This window comes from Streptomyces sp. YPW6 (assembly GCF_018866325.1).
GTDB lineage: Bacteria > Actinomycetota > Actinomycetes > Streptomycetales > Streptomycetaceae > Streptomyces.
In genome coordinates, this window is record NZ_CP076457.1 from 7,110,625 (window position 1) to 7,126,830 (window position 16,206).

A 16,206-nucleotide genomic window follows, 5' to 3' on the forward strand; every position below is an offset into this window, starting at 1 on the left:
TTTCCGTGAACCGCTGTCCTCGTCGCCGCGCCGCCCTCCTGGCTCCGGTCCGGCTTCCGGCCACCGATGCCTCCGGCACCGCGCACCTGCCGCTACGGGTGCCCCGCAGCAGGTTCCCCGCGAGGAGACCCCGCCCCGCGGACGGTCCGCTCGCGACCGCTGCGCCCGCGCCCGTCCGTCCGCGGCCGTCCCACCTCGACGACTGACCCCGCACCGCCCCACCCCGGAGCCCGCCCGGCGCCGGTGTGTCGGTGGCGGCTGCCCTGTCCCGGCGGCCCGGACCGCGCCGCCCAGCTCTGTCCCGCCCTTATCGGCGGCGGGTCACCGCCCAGAACGAGATGATCATGACTGACAGGCCCGTGGCCGAGGCGCCGGACACGACCGCGCTGCTCCTGGAGACCACGTCGCTGGACGACTTCCTGCGTGCCCTCGCCCGAAGCGCCCTCGCCCTGGTGCAGGAGGCCGACGGCTGCGGCATCACGCTGGAGAGGCTCGGGCGCCCCGTCACCGTCTCCAGCGTGGGGGCCGCCGCGACGAAGCTCGACGAGGCCCAGTACGGCCAGGACGACGGCCCGTGCCTCCAGGCGATGCGCACCGGCCGGGAGGTCAGCGTGCCCGACACCCTGCGGGAGAGCCGCTGGGCCGACTACCCCGCCTACGCCGCGGTCTGCGGTGCCCGCTCCTCCCTGTCCCTGCCGATCGCACCGCACAGCCACACGGCCGGCGCCCTCAACCTGTACGCACCCGTCCCGCACGCCTTCGACACGGCCGATCTGACCGCGCTGAGGCTGCTCACCGCCCAGGCCACCGGGGCCATCGCGCTGGCCCAGCGCATCGCGGACACCGAGGAGTTCGCCGCGGACCTGGAGGCCGCCCTGCGCTCGCGCACCGTCATCGACCAGGCGATCGGCGTCGTGGTCGGCCAGCAGCGCTGCACCCCGGAGAAGGCGTTCGACGTCCTGCGTACCGCATCGCAGCACCGCAACATCAAACTGCGCGAGCTCTGCGCCGAGTTGATCGCGAGCATCACGGGTGAGGTCCCGCCGGAGGGCCGCATCCAGCCCCGGGCCTGATCTCCGGCCGCCGGGCCGGCGGCCAGGACCTCCCGTTCGCCGCGGTGCCCGTCGGGGCGGAGCCATGCGGTCGGCATACCCCGGGTGAGCCGCGTCTCACCCGGGCTCCACGCCTTGTCTATGCAACGAGTTGCATAGAAGGATCGGCGTATGGCCCTCGACCACGCGATCCTCGTCTCCCTGCTGGAGCGGCCCGGCTCCGGCTACGAGCTGGCCCGGCGGTTCGAGCGGTCCATCGGCCACTTCTGGACCGCCACCCACCAGCAGATCTACCGCGTCCTGGGCCGCATGGTGGCCGACGGCCTCCTCCTGGTCCGGGAGGTGGAGCAGCAGGGCCGGCCGGACAAGAAGGAGTACTCCGTCACCGCGACCGGCCGCGCCGCCCTCACCGCGTGGCTGCACAAGCCGATCCAGCCGGAGAGCCTGCGGCACGATCTCGCCGTGAAGATCCGGGGCGCGGCCTTCGACGACCCGGCCGCCCTGATCGACGAGGTGGAGCGGCACCGCCAGGTGCACCGCGACCGGCTCGCGCACTACCTCGCCGGGGAGCTGCGCGACTTCACCGGGCCCGACGCCCCCGCGCCGCAGGACGCGGGCCAGGAACTCCAGCACGTCGTGCTGCGGGGCGGCATCGCGTACGAGCGCATGACGATCGCCTGGCTCGACGACGTCCTCGCCACGCTCCACCGGCTCGCCGCGGCGGGCCCCGGCGCCTGAACGGTCCGCGGCCCGCCACCTCCGTACCACCGAAGAAACCCTCACCCACCCGGAAGGCACCTGCCATGGCCGAGTCCGCGTCGCTCCTGTTCAACCCGCACACCTACGACCCCGCGCACTTCGACCCGGAGACGCGCAGGCTGCTCCGCGCCACCGTCGACTGGTTCGAGGCGCGCGGCAAGCGCCGGCTCATCGAGGACTACCGCTCCCGCGCCTGGCTCGGCGACTTCCTCGACTTCGCCGCGCGCGAGGACCTGTTCGCCACCTTCCTCACCCCCGCCTCCGCCGCGAACAAGGACGGCCGGCGCTGGGACACCGCCCGGATCGCCGCCCTCAACGAGATCTTCGGCTTCTACGGCCTCGACTACTGGTACGCCTGGCAGGTGACCATCCTCGGTCTCGGCCCGGTCTGGCAGAGCGACAACGCCGAGGCCCGTACCCGGGCGGCCGACCTCCTCTCCCGGGGCGAGGTGTTCGCCTTCGGCCTCTCCGAGAAGGCCCACGGCGCCGACATCTACTCCACCGACATGCTGCTGACGCCGGACGGCGAGGGCGGCTTCCGGGCCTCCGGCTCCAAGTACTACATCGGCAACGGCAACGCCGCCGGTCTCGTCTCCGTCTTCGGCCGCCGCACCGACGTCGAGGGCCCCGACGGCTACGTCTTCTTCGCCGCCGACAGCCGCCACGAGGCGTACCGGCTCGTGAAGAACGTCGTCGACTCCTCCAAGTACGTCAGCGAGTTCCGCCTCGCCGACTACCCGGTCGGGCCGGCCGACATCCTGCACACCGGCCGCGCCGCCTTCGACGCCGCGCTCAACACCGTCAACGTCGGCAAGTTCAACCTCTGCACCGCCTCCATCGGCATCTGCGAGCACGCGATGTACGAGGCCGTCACGCACGCGAGCAACCGCATCCTCTACGGCCGCCCCGTCACGGCCTTCCCGCACGTGCGCCGTGAGCTGACCGACGCCTACGTCCGGCTCGTCGGGATGAAGCTGTTCAGCGACCGCGCCGTCGACTACTTCCGCTCCGCCGGGCCCGACGACCGCCGCTACCTGCTCTTCAACCCGATGACGAAGATGAAGGTGACCACCGAGGGCGAGAAGGTCATCGACCTCATGTGGGACGTCATCGCCGCCAAGGGCTTCGAGAAGGACAACTACTTCGCCCAGGCCGCCGTCGAGATCCGGGGCCTGCCGAAGCTGGAGGGCACGGTCCACGTGAACCTCGCGCTGATCCTGAAGTTCATGCGCAACCACCTCCTGAACCCCGTCGACCGCCCGGCCGTCCCGACCCGCCTCGACGCCGCCGACGACACGTTCCTCTTCCAGCAGGGCCCGGCGCGCGGCCTCGGCTCCGTACGCTTCCACGACTGGCGCCCCGCGTTCGACGCGTACGCCGAGGTGCCGAACGTCGCCCGCTTCCGCGAGCAGGCGAACGCCCTGTGCACGTTCGTCGAGACGGCGGCCCCCGACGAGGAGCAGAGCCGTGACCTCGATCTCCTCCTCGCGGTCGGCCAGCTCTTCGCGCTCGTCGTCCACGGCCAGCTGATCCTGGAGCAGGCCCGGCTGACCGGCCTGGACGAGGCGCTGCTGGACGAGCTGTTCGCCGTACTCGTCCGCGACTTCTCCGCGCACGCCGTCGAACTGCACGGCAAGGACTCCGCCACCGAGGCCCAGCAGAACTGGGCGCTGGCCGCGGTCCGCCGCCCCGTCGTCGACGCGGCCCGCTCGGCGCGGATCTGGGAGCAGGTCGAGGCGCTGTCGGGGGCGTACGAGATGGGGCAGTAGCCGCAGCGCCGACACCGGCGCGCGGTGGGCCCGGAGGAGCACTCCTCCGGGCCCCTTCCGGCGTCGCAGCGCCACCGGCCGGAGGATGGAGATCCACCGGGCCGTCGCGCCTCGAACGCGCGCTGGAGGCGGTGGCGCCGGACAGGTCCGGGAGGGCGTCACCTCCGTTTGCGGGGTGGTGGACATCGCGTTTGAGTGGGAGGGCCCCCTCGCCGCCCCTGGAGCTGACATGTCGATGGCGTTCGGTTCACCCCTCGGTCCGTCCGACCCGTTCAGCGATCTGCTGAACCGGTTCTTCGGTATGACGCCCGCCTCCTCGCCCCCCGCGATGCAGCGCGTCCCGATCGGGCGGCTGCTGACGGAGTCCTCCCACGAACTGCTGGGCCGGGCGACGAGCAAGGCCGCCGAGGACGGCACCGCGGACCTCGACACCGAGCACCTGCTGTGGGCGGCGACCCAGGTCGAACCCTCCCGGGGGCTGCTGACCCGGGCGGGGGTCGACCCCGACGCCCTCGCCGCGCAGCTCGAACAGGTGCTGCCCCGGGAGTCCGCCGAGCCGTCCGCCGAGCCCGGACTCACCCCGGCGGCGAAGCGGACCCTCACCGACGCCTACGCCCGCTCGCAGGCGGCCGGGGTGTCCTACATCGGGCCCGAGCACATCCTCGGCGCGCTCGTCGACGACGCGGACTCCGGCGCCGGGCGGTTCCTGGGGTCGGACGACCTCGACGTCGGGAAGCTGCGCGGCGCGGCGGACCGGGCGGCGGGCCCGGACGGGGCCTCCGGCGGGGCCAAGCAGCCCGCGACGACCCTGGACGAGTTCGGGCGCGACCTGACCGAGGAGGCGAAGGCGGGGAAGCTCGACCCCGTCGTCGGGCGGGCCGAGGAGATCGAGCAGACCATCGAGATCCTCTCGCGGCGCTCCAAGAACAACCCCGTCCTCATCGGCGAGCCCGGCGTGGGCAAGACCGCCATCGTGGAGGGCCTGGCCCAGAGCATCGTCGCGGGCGATGTCCCCGACACCCTCAAGGACAAGCGGGTCGTCTCCCTGGACCTGTCCGGCATGGTCGCCGGAGCCCAGTACCGGGGCCAGTTCGAGGAGCGGCTGAAGAAGGTCATCGAGGACGTGCAGAAGGCCGAGGGGGAGATCATCCTCTTCATCGACGAACTCCACACGGTCGTCGGCGCCGGGGCCACGGGCGAGGGCTCGATGGACGCGGGGAACATGCTCAAGCCCGCTCTCGCCCGCGGCGAACTGCACGTCGTCGGCGCGACGACGATCGACGAGTACCGCAAGCACATCGAGAAGGACGCCGCCCTGGAGCGCCGCTTCCAGCCCGTCCTGGTCCCGGAACCCACCGTCGAAGAGACCGTACAGATCCTCGAAGGGCTGCGGGACGCCTACGAGGCCCACCACCGGGTCCGCTTCGCCGACGGAGCCCTGACGGCGGCGGCCGGACTGTCCGACCGCTACATCAGCGACCGCTTCCTGCCCGACAAGGCGATCGACCTGATGGACCAGGCGGGGGCCCGGGTCCGGCTGCGCAGCGCGAACCGCTCCACCGAGGTCGTCAGCCGTGAGGACCGCCTCGCCAAGCTGCGGCGCGAGAAGGACGAGGCCGTCGCCGGCGAGGAGTTCGAGAAGGCCTCCGAGCTGAAACGGCGGATCGCCGAGGTGGAGGGCGAGCTGGCGGGGATCGAGGAGCGCCGCGAGGGCGTCGTCTCGGTCACCTCCTCCGACATCGCCGACATCGTCTCCCGCCGCACCGGCATCCCCGTCTCCCAGCTCACCGCCGGAGAGAAGGAGAAGCTCCTCAAGCTGGAGGAGGAGATGCACGCCCGGATCGTCGGCCAGGACGAAGCCGTCACCGCGGTCTCCGAGGCCGTACGCCGCAACCGCGCCGGCATGGGCGACCCGAACCGGCCCGTCGGCTCGTTCCTCTTCCTCGGCCCCACCGGCGTCGGCAAGACGGAGCTGGCCAAGACCCTCGCCGAGCTGCTGTTCGGCCAGGACGACCGCATGATCCGCTTCGACATGAGCGAGTTCCAGGAGAAGCACACGGTCGCCCGGCTCGTCGGAGCCCCTCCCGGATACGTCGGTTACGACGAGGCGGGCCAGCTCACCGAGAAGGTGCGGCGCAACCCGTACAGCGTCGTGCTGTTCGACGAGGTCGAGAAGGCGCACCCCGACGTCTTCAACACGCTGCTCCAGATCCTCGACGACGGCCGCCTCACCGACGGTCAGGGCCGCACCGTCGACTTCCGGCACTGCGTGGTCATCATGACGTCCAACGTCGGCGCCCACCGCATCCTCGCCCACGAGGGCGACGCCGCCGAACTCAAGGACGAGCTGATGGAGGAGCTGCGCGGCCGGTTCCTTCCCGAGTTCCTCAACCGCATCGACGACATCATCGTCTTCCACAGCCTCACCGAGGACGACCTGTCCGAGATCGTCGACCACCTCCTGGACCGCAGCAAACACCGCGTCCACGCCCAGGACCTGACCCTGGAGGTCACCGAGGCCGCCAAGAAGCTCCTGGTCGCCCACGGCTACCAGCCGGAGTTCGGCGCTCGCCCGTTGCGCCGCACGATCCAGACGGAGCTGGACAACCGCGTCGCCTCCCTGCTGCTCGGCGGCGAAGCCGACCCCGGGGACACGATCATCGCCGACGTGGTCGACGACTCCCTGCACTGCACCATCCGTAAGGGCGACGGCGCCGGGCGGACTCCCGGCGCCGCCGAGGCCGCCGCGGCGGCCGGCGCCCCCGACGGCAAGGAGTGAGCGATGTCCCATCACCACCACAAGTCCAACGAAGAGGTCGAGGGCGACCCGGACACCGGTCACAGCCGCGGAATGCCCCGCCGCCCGGACGAGAAGCGCCTCGACGAGCGCCTGGAGGAGGACCGCGAGGACATGGGCCTCGCCCCGGACAGGAAGAAGAAGACCGACCGGTATTAGGCGCTGTTTCCCGGATCATGTTCTGAGCCAGATGGCGAGGGCTGCGCGTGTGACGGTGCCGAGGTGGATGTAGGCGCGTTTGTCGTAGCGGGTGGCGACGGCCCGGAAGCTTTTGAGGCGGTTGATGGTGCGTTCGACGGTGTTGCGTTTCTTGTAGCGCTCGCTGTCGAAGCCGGTGGGTCGACCGCCTCGGGAGCCTCGGTTCTTGCGGTGTGCCTGCTGGTCGAGGCGTTCGGGGATCGTGTGCGGGATGCCGCGTCGTCGCAGGTAGCGGCGGTTTCTGCGGGACGTGTATGCCTTGTCCGCCAGGACACGGTCGGGCCGGGTGCGAGGCCGGCCGACTCCGGTTCGGGGCAGCGATACCTGTCCCAGCACCCGCTCGAGCTGGGGTCCGTCATCGTAGTGTCCGGGTGTCCGGGTGTCCGGGTGTCAGGACGAGGGCGAGGACGAGGGGTCGGCATCGCCCGTCGGCGACGAGGTGGATCTTGGTGGTGAATCCGCCGCGGGAACGTCCCAGGCATTCGCCGATCCGACCACCTCCTCCAGGCGGGCGGCCAGTTTCCGCAGTACCGGACCGACCTGGTTCGCCCCATGCCCGGCCCCCTTTTGAGGAACAGCGGCCGAAGGAGCCTTCCTCGCGCCGGCGGCGTGCTGGTGGGCTCGTACTGCTGTTGAGTCCACCGACACGCCCCAGTCGATCCTGCCCTCGGCATCCTCAGCTGCCTGAACACGGGACAGCAGCATCTGCCAGGCCCCATCGGCCGACCAGCGGCGATGCCGTTTGTAGACCGTCTCCCACGGCCCGAACCGCTCCGGCAGATCCCGCCACTGCACACCGGTCCGCACCCGGTAGAGAACCCCGTTGATCACCCGGCGATGGTCGCTCCATCGACCACCACGCACACCACCAGGAGGTAGGAACGACTCCAGCCGATCCCACTCCGCATTCGTCAGATCCCCACGGCCCATACAGCCAGCCGGCCCCAACACCCCACCCGCGTCAGGAGATCCGAGAAACAGTGCCTAGACGGCATTTTCGACCCTGCACTGGGCAGGAACCTTAAGCCACCGAAGCCGGGGCTCATCGGTCGATGATGCCGGCAAGTCGCAGAAGGCGACTGAGGAAGCCATCGAGCAGGCTGAAGAGCGCAAGACAACTGTCTCCAGGGCTCCTTCCACTGTTCAGAAGGTCGTGGACGGCCCGCAGGCCCCGGGGGGCTCACGGTCCTGCGGAAGCACTCGTCGCGGTAGCTATCGTGACAGCGAGAGGAGCGCAGCGTGTCAAACTCTGGCGGCGAGAACGGCGTGGTGCAGCAGGTCCGTGAGCTGTTGCGAAAATTCGCCGAGGACGGAGTCGTAGACCCATCCATTCTTGCGAATGCCGAAGTAGCCTCATGGGACCGAGTCACTCTCAAACGAGTCATGGTCGCGACGGCCCAAATAATTCTCCGAATCCGCTGGGAAAATGGCCTGCCAACGGTAGAGGAAGTAGCCCCCAGAGACGTTTATTTCATCCCCAGGAGTGATCTCCTGGAAATGACGAAGATGCTTCTGGGGGCAAAAAGTAGCGACGCCTTTGATGGGCAAGTAGCGAAGAAGCTTTCGCTGCCCAACCTGATGCGAATTATCATCGCTCTCTTCGCCGAGGAGTCCATTTCTGAGGAGGAAGAAGAATATCTTATTTCTTCGGCTGTCGACGTGTGCGAAGAATCCTTGCGTGACGGAAATATTCTTCGGAGAGGATTTGAGCTCGGCCCATGGGACATCAGCGAAATCGATATAGAAAATCTCGATCTTGTTGACATGGGTGGGATCATGGTGCCGTCCGCGCCGGGGATGTCATGCCTCCCAGTCGAGGTAGATGGTGAAATGCTCGCAGCTACGCTGGTCCAAGGTGACACCGCCCTTCAGCTTCAAGCATTCAACGCAAATTCGGCAACCGTATGGAATGCTGTCCGTGCAGACATGATTTCCAAGATGCGCGCCCAGGGTAACTCAGCAGAAACGTGGGTCGACCGGGCAGGAATCGAGATCAGGGCTACCATCTCGGTGGTGACGGAGCCCGGGGTAATCAGAGTCAGAGAAATCAGAGTTCTCGGGAGTGACGGCCCCGGATGGATGTTGCGAGCCGTGGTCAGCGGGGCGGGAGCTGCCGCCGGGGGCGACGATGGATGGGCCTACAAAACTTTCCTTGGAGCCGTCGTCGTCCCGGGTGCACTGTCAAGAAGGAGTGATGTAATCCCGCTTTACGCACCAGCGATTTAATGCGACCTGCTCTATTGCGTCACAGTCCTTACGTCAATAGGGGTTGAATCGTGATGTCAGGTCGAACTTTACTCGCGCATCGATAGAAAGGGTTCAAGGGAGTTGGCAAGTCGGCGCTCACTGCTGGTCGTGGCGGGAAGTGTTGCCGCGGCATTCTCTATCGGGGCGGATTCTGCTAAATTCAATACTTTCAGCAAGATTCATGGTGCACCTGATGCCCCTCGGGGGCCCCTATGTCTTTGGTCAAGGGAAACGGGGGTGCGTCGAGTCGGTGAGCCGGGGGAGCATGGCGGGGTGGCTGATCTGCTGTGGGATGACGTGAAGTGCTTCTTCGACCCGGACTTGATGGGGTCGTTGCCGGACGTGCGTGTCCCGGATGCCTCGGTGGAGGACTGGCAGACGGTCCTTGATCTTGTCGCGGAGAAGGGCTGGAAGTGCCAGTACTCCGAGGGAGAGACGGTGCTTCCAGTGCCCCGGGCGGAGGCCGTGCTGTCCCGCCCGGCTGATGCCGAGTGCCCGGACCTGCGGGTCTGGCCGACTGCCGACGTGCTGGCGATCTTCCGCTTCCATGCTGCCGAGGAAATCGACTTCGACGTCGACCTGCGGGAGTTGCAGGGCCAGGAGCGACTTGATGTGTTCTGCGACTTCCTCCGGGAGATCGGCCGACGGCTGGGCAAGCCCGTGCTGATGGACCCGGAAAGCGACTCCGGCCATCCGGTGCTCGGCTTCGACGTCGAGGCCGATCGAGTCGTCCTCCTCGCAGACCCGCAGGTCAGGTGACCGCGGCCGACGGCTGCGGTTCATAGAAGGTCCCGTCGCGGAGCATTGCGAACAGGACGTCGGCCCTGCGGCGGGCGAGGCAGAGCAGGGCCTGGGTGTGGTGCTTGCCCTGGGCGATCTTCTTGTCGTAGTAGGCCCGCGATGCCGGGTCACCCAGAGCGGCGAACGCGGAGAGGAAGAAGGCCCGTTTGAGCTGCTTGTTTCCTCTCCTGGAGGGCTGTTCACCGCGGATCGACGACCCGGAACTGCGGGTCGCGGGTACGAGACCGGCGTAGGCGGCGAGGTGGCCGGCGGTCGGGAAGGTGCTGCCGTCGCCGACCTCGATCAGGATCCTGGCTCCGGTCCTGACGCCGACCCCCGGCATCGACGTCAGGACCTTCGAAAGAGGGTGGCCCTCCAGCAGTTCCTCGACCCGCCCGGCCAGCAGCTTGCGCTGATCGAGCACGGCCGCCAGTGAGGCGGCGAGGCTGGGGACGATCAGCGCGGCTGCCTCGGTGCCGGGGACGGCGACGGTCTGCTCGTCCAGCGCGGCGAAGATCTCCTCGACCAGCCGCTCGGCCATCCTCGGCGCCTTCGGCCGCAGCAGCGTGACCAGCCGCCGACGGCCCGCCTTGCGTATCTGTGCCGGTGAGCCGAACCGCTCCAGCAAGGCCAGGACGGCAGGGTGCTGCAACCGCGGTCCCAGGACCCGTTCCAGCGATGGATGGATCTGGGTCAGCAGGCCGTGCAGCCGATTGGCGACGCGGGTGGCCTCGCCGGCCAGGTCGTCGTCGAACCCGACGATCATCTCCAGCTCGGCGATCGTCTCGTCCTCGCCGTCGATCGCCCGCAGCGTGTGCGGCATCGCCCGGGCTGCGTCGGCGATGATGAACGCGTCCTTGGCATCGGTCTTGGCCTCGCCCGGGTAGAGGTCGGCGATCCGCCGCATTGTCAGCCCCGGCAGGTAGGCGACCGGGCAGCCCATGTCCCTCGCAACGGCCAGCGGCAGGGCGCCGATGGAGGCCGGCTGGTCGACCACGACCAGCACTGTTCCGTGCTTGGCCTGGAGCTTCGTGAACAGCTCGCGGAGCTTGGGCTCGGTGTTGGGCAGCCGCTTGTCGAAGGCCTTCTTGCCGGCCGGGGTGACGGCGGTGGCGTGGTGTTCGCCCTTGCCGACGTCCAGGCCGAGGAAGACGTCGATGCCGCCGGTGTCGATCATGTGCAGGCCCCTCCATCACGCTTTCGTCCGGCCTTGCCTCGGCACCGAGCTGCCACATCCACGTTACGGAGAGCTCTTCCGGCTCGGGTGAAGTCGGTGCTCAAGCCCCTCATCAGCGGTCCGTCGACGCCTCCGGACCCGGTGACACCACCCCCCCGGATCATGAACAACAAGGGGGGGAAGTCATGCCGGACCCGAAGACCGGTAGCCCCATTGCGGAGCCATGAAGACGGTAACGGGGGGGGAGCTGCCCCGAGTTTCGTAGAGTCCGATCTTGATTGGTTCAGGCGGACTGCGGGATTTGCTCCTGGCTCCGCCAAAAGGCTTCTTCGTACTCGGCCGGCGGAACGTAGTCGAGCGCGGAGTGAAGACGCTCCTCGTTGTACCAGGCGATCCACTGGAAGATCGTCCGTTCGACCTGGTCGACATCCTTCCAGGGACCCTGCATCTCGATCAGCTCGGCCTTGAAGGTCCCGTTCAGCGCCTCGGCCATCGCGTTGTCATACGAGTCCGCGACCGATCCGACGGAGGCGGAGGCACCGATGTCGGCGAGCCGGTCGGTATGCCGAATTGATACGTATTGCGACCCGCGATCGCTGTGGTGTATCAGTCCGGAGTCCTTCTTGATCCGGCGCCGCCAGAGCGCCATCTCCAGGGCGTCCAGAGGGAGTTCGGTCCGCATGTGGTTCGCGACCTGCCAGCCGACGATCATCCGCGAGTACACGTCCAGGACGAACGCCACATACGCCCACCCCGACCAGGTGCGGACATACGTCATGTCCGCCACCCATAGCTGATCAGGCCGGCTCGCGGTGAAGTCGCGGTCGACCAGGTCCGGCGGCCGGGGCGCCGATGGCTCCGGGACGGTTGTGCGGCGGCGCCGGCCACGGATGACACCTTCCAGGCCCAGCTCGGCCATCAGTCGCTCGACCGTGCAGCGGGCCACGACGATGCCTTGGCGTCGAAGCGCGCGGGTGATCCGGCGGGCGCCGTAGGTGCCGCCCGACTCCGCGTGGACCTCCTCGATCAGCGGCATGAGCTGCTCGTCCCGGAGCCGGCGGGCCGACTTCGGCCGCTTCTTGCGGGCGAAGTACGTCGACGGCGACAGCTGAAGCACCCGGCAGACGGGATCGACCCCGAGACCTCTGTCACGCAGGTGGTCGATCACCTGCTCGGCCTCGTCCGGGGACGGTCGATCTCCTGGGCAAAAAACACCGAGGCGGCTTTCAGGATCTCGTTCGCCCGCCGCAACTCGGCCACTTCCCGGCGGAGTTGCTTCAACTCATCCAGCTCGGCGGTGGTGAGCCGGTCGTCCCGCTCGCCGCGGTCGGCCTCGGCCTGGCGGACCCAGCCTCGCAGGGCCTCCTTGTGGATGCCCAGGTCCCTCGCAACGTGGGCGATGGGGCGGCCGGTGGTGCGGACCTCGCGGATCGCGCGCTCGCGGAGCTCGTCCGGATATTTACGGGGTGCTGCCATGGTGCTGGTGGATCTCCTTCGCCAGGACCGTAACCCTGGCATCAGGGACTCCACAAATCTCGGTACAGCTCACTGCCAAGCCCTGCGTAGAAGCCCCACTGAACGCCTCAGAGGTCAGAGCGATGGGTGGCTGGCCCGATCCATCGACCACGCGCCTGCCGATTCACGGCAATGCGCCGCCCTGATGAGCCTCGTCGTCCAAGTCCTCGACGACCCGGACGGTTCCGCCGCACTCACTCGTCTACTGTCCCGACTCCCGCCAGGCAGGTCCGGGCGCCTGAGAACCCTCACCCCGCACTGCTCACCGGCCATGAGCGCTGCGATAGCGGAAGCAACCCGCCTCCAGCAGGAAGCCTGCGGACCGCAGCCTCTCTTCCCTCAACCCCCTACTCACAGAGGCCGCCTCGACCCGCGCGCCATTTCAGATCCCCTCCCCAACGCCTGGGCAGCCCCGCTGGCAGGGCTGGACGGACCCGCGCGGCTTCTGCGGCGCGACGCCGCGATTCGTCTGGTCCAGATGGCCCGCGGCGGATCACGTACGAGCGCGGGTTGCTACCTCGGCATCCCGCCCGGGACCCTGCAGTCCACCACTCTGCGAGTGCGCACCTGGCAGAAGCTGCCGGGCAACACCGAGGCATACCAGGCCGCCCTGCAACACGTGGCAGAGATCATCATGGCTGGTCCCGAACATGGGTGAAGCCCCATGCCACCTGCGAGCGCGGGAAATGGAGATGCCTTCCCTTGACCGGCACAGGCAGGATCGCTCCATGTCGACCGATGTCAGCGGAATGATCGAATGCCGGCCCGGGGCCCGTCTATGGGGCCCCGATGACGAAGACTCCGTCTGGGAGGTTGCCATCGATCTCTTCCTCCTCAACAGGGGCAACGCCTACGACGGCCTGGCCTGCCTGTTCGGAGTCCGAAACTCCTTCGGCTTCCGTCCCCTGGCGGAAGGTCGTGGCCTTCCGGATGACGCCTCGGATGGGCTGCGAGGTGAGTTCGCAGGCTACGGCGGCCCCCACGATGTGCACGGGACCACGTGGCTGACCTGGGCCGAGCTGCGCACGACGGACTGGCAGGAGACCAACTCCTCAGGCACACGAACGCGCGCCTCAGCCGCAGGAGACGACACCGACTGGGGCCGCGTCTGGAGCGTTATGCGCATCCTCAGCGAGATCCACGGAGCTGAGAACGTACGCCTCGTCGTCTGGTTCCACTGACTCGCAGCTGAGCAACTGGTTGGCCACTGAGTGTTGTAGTTGGCCGGAGTCACGTACCGACATCTACCGTCCGATGCGGCGGGCCGTGCGGGATTGCGTGCGCAAGGCAGGCAGCCGGGCGATGTCTTCCGCTCCGGCCAGGCTTTCGCCCAAGGTCAGCAGCGAGAGGAGCCGCACCGGCCGACCGGCGGTGGCGGCGGCCTCCAGTTTGTGGTGTCCGTCGAGGAGGAAGTGGGTCAGGCCCCAGTGCACGAAGTAGTCGTCTCCTCGGTCGATGGCGGGCTGGCACACGTCCAGGGTGGAGATCGCCACCGCCGTGGGGATCGTTCCCTGCTCCATGAGTGCGACGTATTCCTCGACACGCTCCCGCTCGTTCCACGTCGGGGGAACCATGGGCACGACGAACTCGTAGAGGTGGGCGTCCGCGTCGACCGCGGTCTCGAAGGTCCGGTAGTACGGGGTGTGCGGGTACACCGGAAGGCCCCAGAACTGATCGATCCCCCACGTCGTGGCCTGTTCGCCGCTGAAGTAGTCGCCCTCTCTACCGGGGATGACCAGCCGGGGTTCCACCTTCAGGAGCAGCGGAAGGTACTCGCCCTCCGGCAACAACGTGCCGAACGCAACGATCACGCCGCCGTCGTCCGGATCGTCCAGCGTTCCGGTGAGCCGTTCCTGCATGCTCTCCAGGGACAGCTTCTCCCGCGCGGTCTCCAGCCGACGGAACAGGAGCGGGCACGTGCCGCAGTAGAAGCTGAGCTCGAAGGCAGGCTCGTCGTCGACCATGAGCAAGCGGCGCCGCGGTCCGCCGCCGAGCTCCTGCAGCTCCGTATCGAAGTTCAACCGCGCCTCGGAGGTCGGGACGCCGAGACTGCGGGGGTCGCCCGTTTTGATCATCACGGGCCGACCGTACGGGACGCCGTCAACGGGCTCCACCGAGTACTGAGTATCTATCTGGCCGGACGGGCCAACTACGACGCTCAGTCACATGCATGTGACTGAGCACTAGGGGGTGTCCGGCGGATCATAGGCGGAGCCATAGGCGGACTGCTGCTGCGGTGATCGTGCCGTGGACGACGTAGGCCCTCTTGTCATAACGGGTGGCGACCGCGCGGGAGTTCTTGAGTCGGTTGATGGTCCGCTCGACCTCGTTGCGTCGCCGGTAGCGCTCGCGGTCGAAGCCGGCAGGTCTGCCGCCCGCGCTGCCTCTGCGCCGGCGGTTGGCCCGCTGGTCCCGCGGCTCGGGGATCGTGTGCTTGATGCGATGTCTGCGCAGGTAGCTGCGGTTTCGTCTGGAGCTGTAAGCCTTGTCGCCGCTGACATGGTCGGGCCTGGTCCGGGGCCGCCCGACCAGCGGGCGGGGAACCCGGATCCGGTCCAGGACCTCGATCATCTGCGGGGCGTCACCCCACTGGCCTGGAGTGATCAGTAGAGCCATGGGGCGGCAGCCGCCTTCGCCGGCGAGGTGGATCTTGGAGGTCAGGCCGCCCCGGGACCGTCCGAGTCCCTCGTCGGGGCGGTGGTGCCGGGGCGTCGTCCTTTTTTCGGGATCCGCGGACCGGCTTTGCGGGCGCCGGCCGCGTGCTGGTGGGCCCGGCAGGACGCCGAGTCGACGCCGACCATGCCCCAGTCGACCCGCCCGGCGAGGTCGGCGTCGGCCTGGACCGCCTGCAGGAGCCGGTCCCAGGTGCCGTCCGCCGACCAGCGGCGATGCCGCTCGTAGACGGTCTTCCACGAGCCGTAGCGTTCCGGGAGGTCACGCCACGGCACACCGGTGCGGACCCGGAACAGGATCCCGTTGACCACCGTGCGGTGGTCGTTCCACCGGCCGCCCCGGCCACCTGAAGGCGGTAGATGCGGCTCAAGCAGCGACCACTCGCGACTCGTCAGATCCCCCCGACCCATGACCGAACCAACGAGCGACCGGTCGGAAAGTCACATGAGCAGTCGGGCGCACCCTAGGCGGCTGCCGACGCGGCCATTCAACCGTCGCGGTCAATGACGATCCGACTGCGCTCCGAGGGCTGAGAGGAAGTGACCGGGGTCTGAGTACCTGTGCTCATGTGTGGCGCCCGGCGTAACAACATGCTGAGGGGCATGCGAGCAACAGGCTGTCACCTCACATCAGATCGGTGGACGTTATGAGGCCCGGGGGCGAACCGTCGATCGGCGAGCAGGTTGGGGTGAGCGTGGCCCTGCTCGTTATCGACCTGATGGTCATCGCCTGGCTAGTGATCATCCAATACGGAGTGTCCAGTTGGGCGGACAACTACAACGGTGGCAATCCGCCCAGCGCACCCAAGGAAGCACTACGAGGAATGTGGCTCCTGGCCGCCGGTGCTCTCGTCACTGGCGGTGGTCTCCTTGCCTTGGGTTGGCGTGTCCCTGGCCTCGTGCAGTTGATTGTCCTGGGAGTCGGAGCCGGGCTGCTCGCCTACTTCGCCGCCCGTGGATAGCGCACATCCGAACCCACCCCTCCCCGGCTCCCGGACCGTCCGCCCCGACAGCCAATGATCCGCCGGACACGCCCTAGGCAGCGAGCGTTACAAGAAACACAACACCGTCGAACGCACCATCAACCGCCTCAAAAGCTTCCGGGCCGCCGCCACCCGCTACGACAAACGCGCCTACATCCACCTCGGCACCGTCACACGCGCAGCCCTCGCCATCTGGCTCAGAACATGATCCGGGAAACAGCGCCTAGAGCCCGGAAGGCTCTCCTTCCTGGGGCGGC

13 protein-coding genes and 2 pseudogenes are annotated in these 16,206 nt (G+C 68.2%); 10 read left to right on the top strand and 5 right to left on the bottom strand.

Going from position 1 to position 16,206, the window contains the following annotated elements; genetic code table 11:
* The first annotated feature begins 338 nt into the window (after positions 1 to 338).
* The 5 genes from KME66_RS31115 to KME66_RS31135 all read left to right on the top strand — a co-directional run bounded on the left by KME66_RS31115 (position 339) and on the right by KME66_RS31135 (position 6,536).
* Positions 339 to 1,073: a GAF and ANTAR domain-containing protein gene (locus KME66_RS31115; RefSeq protein ID WP_101928054.1), complete on the top strand. Its 735-nt coding sequence runs from the start codon at positions 339 to 341 to the stop codon at positions 1,071 to 1,073.
* Positions 1,074 to 1,223: 150 nt separating this feature from the next.
* Positions 1,224 to 1,790 (top strand): PadR family transcriptional regulator, encoded by a 567-nt coding sequence (locus KME66_RS31120; RefSeq protein ID WP_216328264.1) that lies wholly within the window; start codon positions 1,224 to 1,226, stop codon positions 1,788 to 1,790.
* 65 nt (positions 1,791 to 1,855) lie between these two features.
* Positions 1,856 to 3,580, top strand: a complete 1,725-nt coding sequence (locus tag KME66_RS31125) for an acyl-CoA dehydrogenase family protein (RefSeq protein ID WP_073224953.1) — start codon at positions 1,856 to 1,858, stop codon at positions 3,578 to 3,580.
* A 229-nt stretch (positions 3,581 to 3,809) separates the two neighbouring features.
* The gene (locus KME66_RS31130) at positions 3,810 to 6,359 is read left to right on the top strand and encodes an ATP-dependent Clp protease ATP-binding subunit (protein WP_216328267.1); all 2,550 of its coding nucleotides are present in this window, start codon (positions 3,810 to 3,812) and stop codon (positions 6,357 to 6,359) included.
* 3 nt (positions 6,360 to 6,362) lie between these two features.
* Positions 6,363 to 6,536, top strand: coding sequence for a hypothetical protein (locus KME66_RS31135; protein WP_216328269.1), 174 nt, complete (start codon positions 6,363 to 6,365; stop codon positions 6,534 to 6,536).
* Between the two features lie 15 nt (positions 6,537 to 6,551).
* Here the strand turns inward: KME66_RS31135 and KME66_RS31140 are convergent.
* A pseudogene (locus KME66_RS31140) lies at positions 6,552 to 7,505 on the bottom strand (IS5 family transposase).
* A gap of 309 nt (positions 7,506 to 7,814) precedes the next feature.
* Here KME66_RS31140 and KME66_RS31145 point away from each other — a divergent pair.
* Positions 7,815 to 8,801 (top strand): DUF3710 domain-containing protein, encoded by a 987-nt coding sequence (locus KME66_RS31145; protein ID WP_216328271.1) that lies wholly within the window; start codon positions 7,815 to 7,817, stop codon positions 8,799 to 8,801.
* Between the two features lie 294 nt (positions 8,802 to 9,095).
* Positions 9,096 to 9,581 (top strand): hypothetical protein, encoded by a 486-nt coding sequence (locus KME66_RS31150; protein ID WP_216328273.1) that lies wholly within the window; start codon positions 9,096 to 9,098, stop codon positions 9,579 to 9,581.
* Here KME66_RS31150 and KME66_RS31155 read toward each other — a convergent pair.
* Together KME66_RS31155 and KME66_RS31160 are read right to left on the bottom strand one after the other, a co-directional pair.
* Entirely contained in the window at positions 9,574 to 10,779 is a 1,206-nt protein-coding gene (locus KME66_RS31155; RefSeq protein ID WP_216328275.1) for an IS110 family transposase, read from the bottom strand. The two genes, KME66_RS31150 and KME66_RS31155, sit on opposite strands and share 8 nt — an antisense overlap.
* Positions 10,780 to 11,062: 283 nt before the next feature.
* Positions 11,063 to 12,255 (bottom strand): IS3 family transposase gene (locus KME66_RS31160; RefSeq protein ID WP_216328276.1). Its coding sequence is split into 2 segments (ribosomal slippage): positions 11,063 to 11,991 and positions 11,991 to 12,255, totalling 1,194 coding nucleotides; the frame shifts between segments, so codons are not numbered across the junction.
* Positions 12,256 to 13,022: 767 nt separating this feature from the next.
* Here KME66_RS31160 and KME66_RS31165 point away from each other — a divergent pair.
* The gene (locus KME66_RS31165) at positions 13,023 to 13,475 is read left to right on the top strand and encodes a hypothetical protein (protein ID WP_216328278.1); all 453 of its coding nucleotides are present in this window, start codon (positions 13,023 to 13,025) and stop codon (positions 13,473 to 13,475) included.
* 63 nt (positions 13,476 to 13,538) lie between these two features.
* On the opposite strand, the gene KME66_RS31170 is transcribed toward KME66_RS31165, so the two are convergent.
* Both KME66_RS31170 and KME66_RS31175 read right to left on the bottom strand, forming a co-directional pair.
* Positions 13,539 to 14,369, bottom strand: coding sequence for a hypothetical protein (locus KME66_RS31170; protein WP_216329718.1), 831 nt, complete (start codon positions 14,367 to 14,369; stop codon positions 13,539 to 13,541).
* Between the two features lie 127 nt (positions 14,370 to 14,496).
* A protein-coding gene (locus tag KME66_RS31175; RefSeq protein ID WP_216328280.1) for an IS5 family transposase occupies positions 14,497 to 15,377 on the bottom strand; the annotation gives its coding sequence in 2 pieces (ribosomal slippage) (positions 14,497 to 15,017 and positions 15,017 to 15,377; 882 coding nt in all).
* Positions 15,378 to 15,661: 284 nt separating this feature from the next.
* Between KME66_RS31175 and KME66_RS31180 the strand changes: the two genes are divergently transcribed.
* A complete protein-coding gene (locus tag KME66_RS31180) occupies positions 15,662 to 15,928 on the top strand; it encodes a hypothetical protein (RefSeq protein ID WP_253208523.1) in 267 nt (88 codons plus the stop codon).
* Positions 15,929 to 16,004: 76 nt separating this feature from the next.
* Positions 16,005 to 16,157 (top strand): annotated as a pseudogene (locus KME66_RS31185) (IS5/IS1182 family transposase); the annotation flags it as partial.
* Positions 16,158 to 16,206 lie beyond the last annotated feature (49 nt).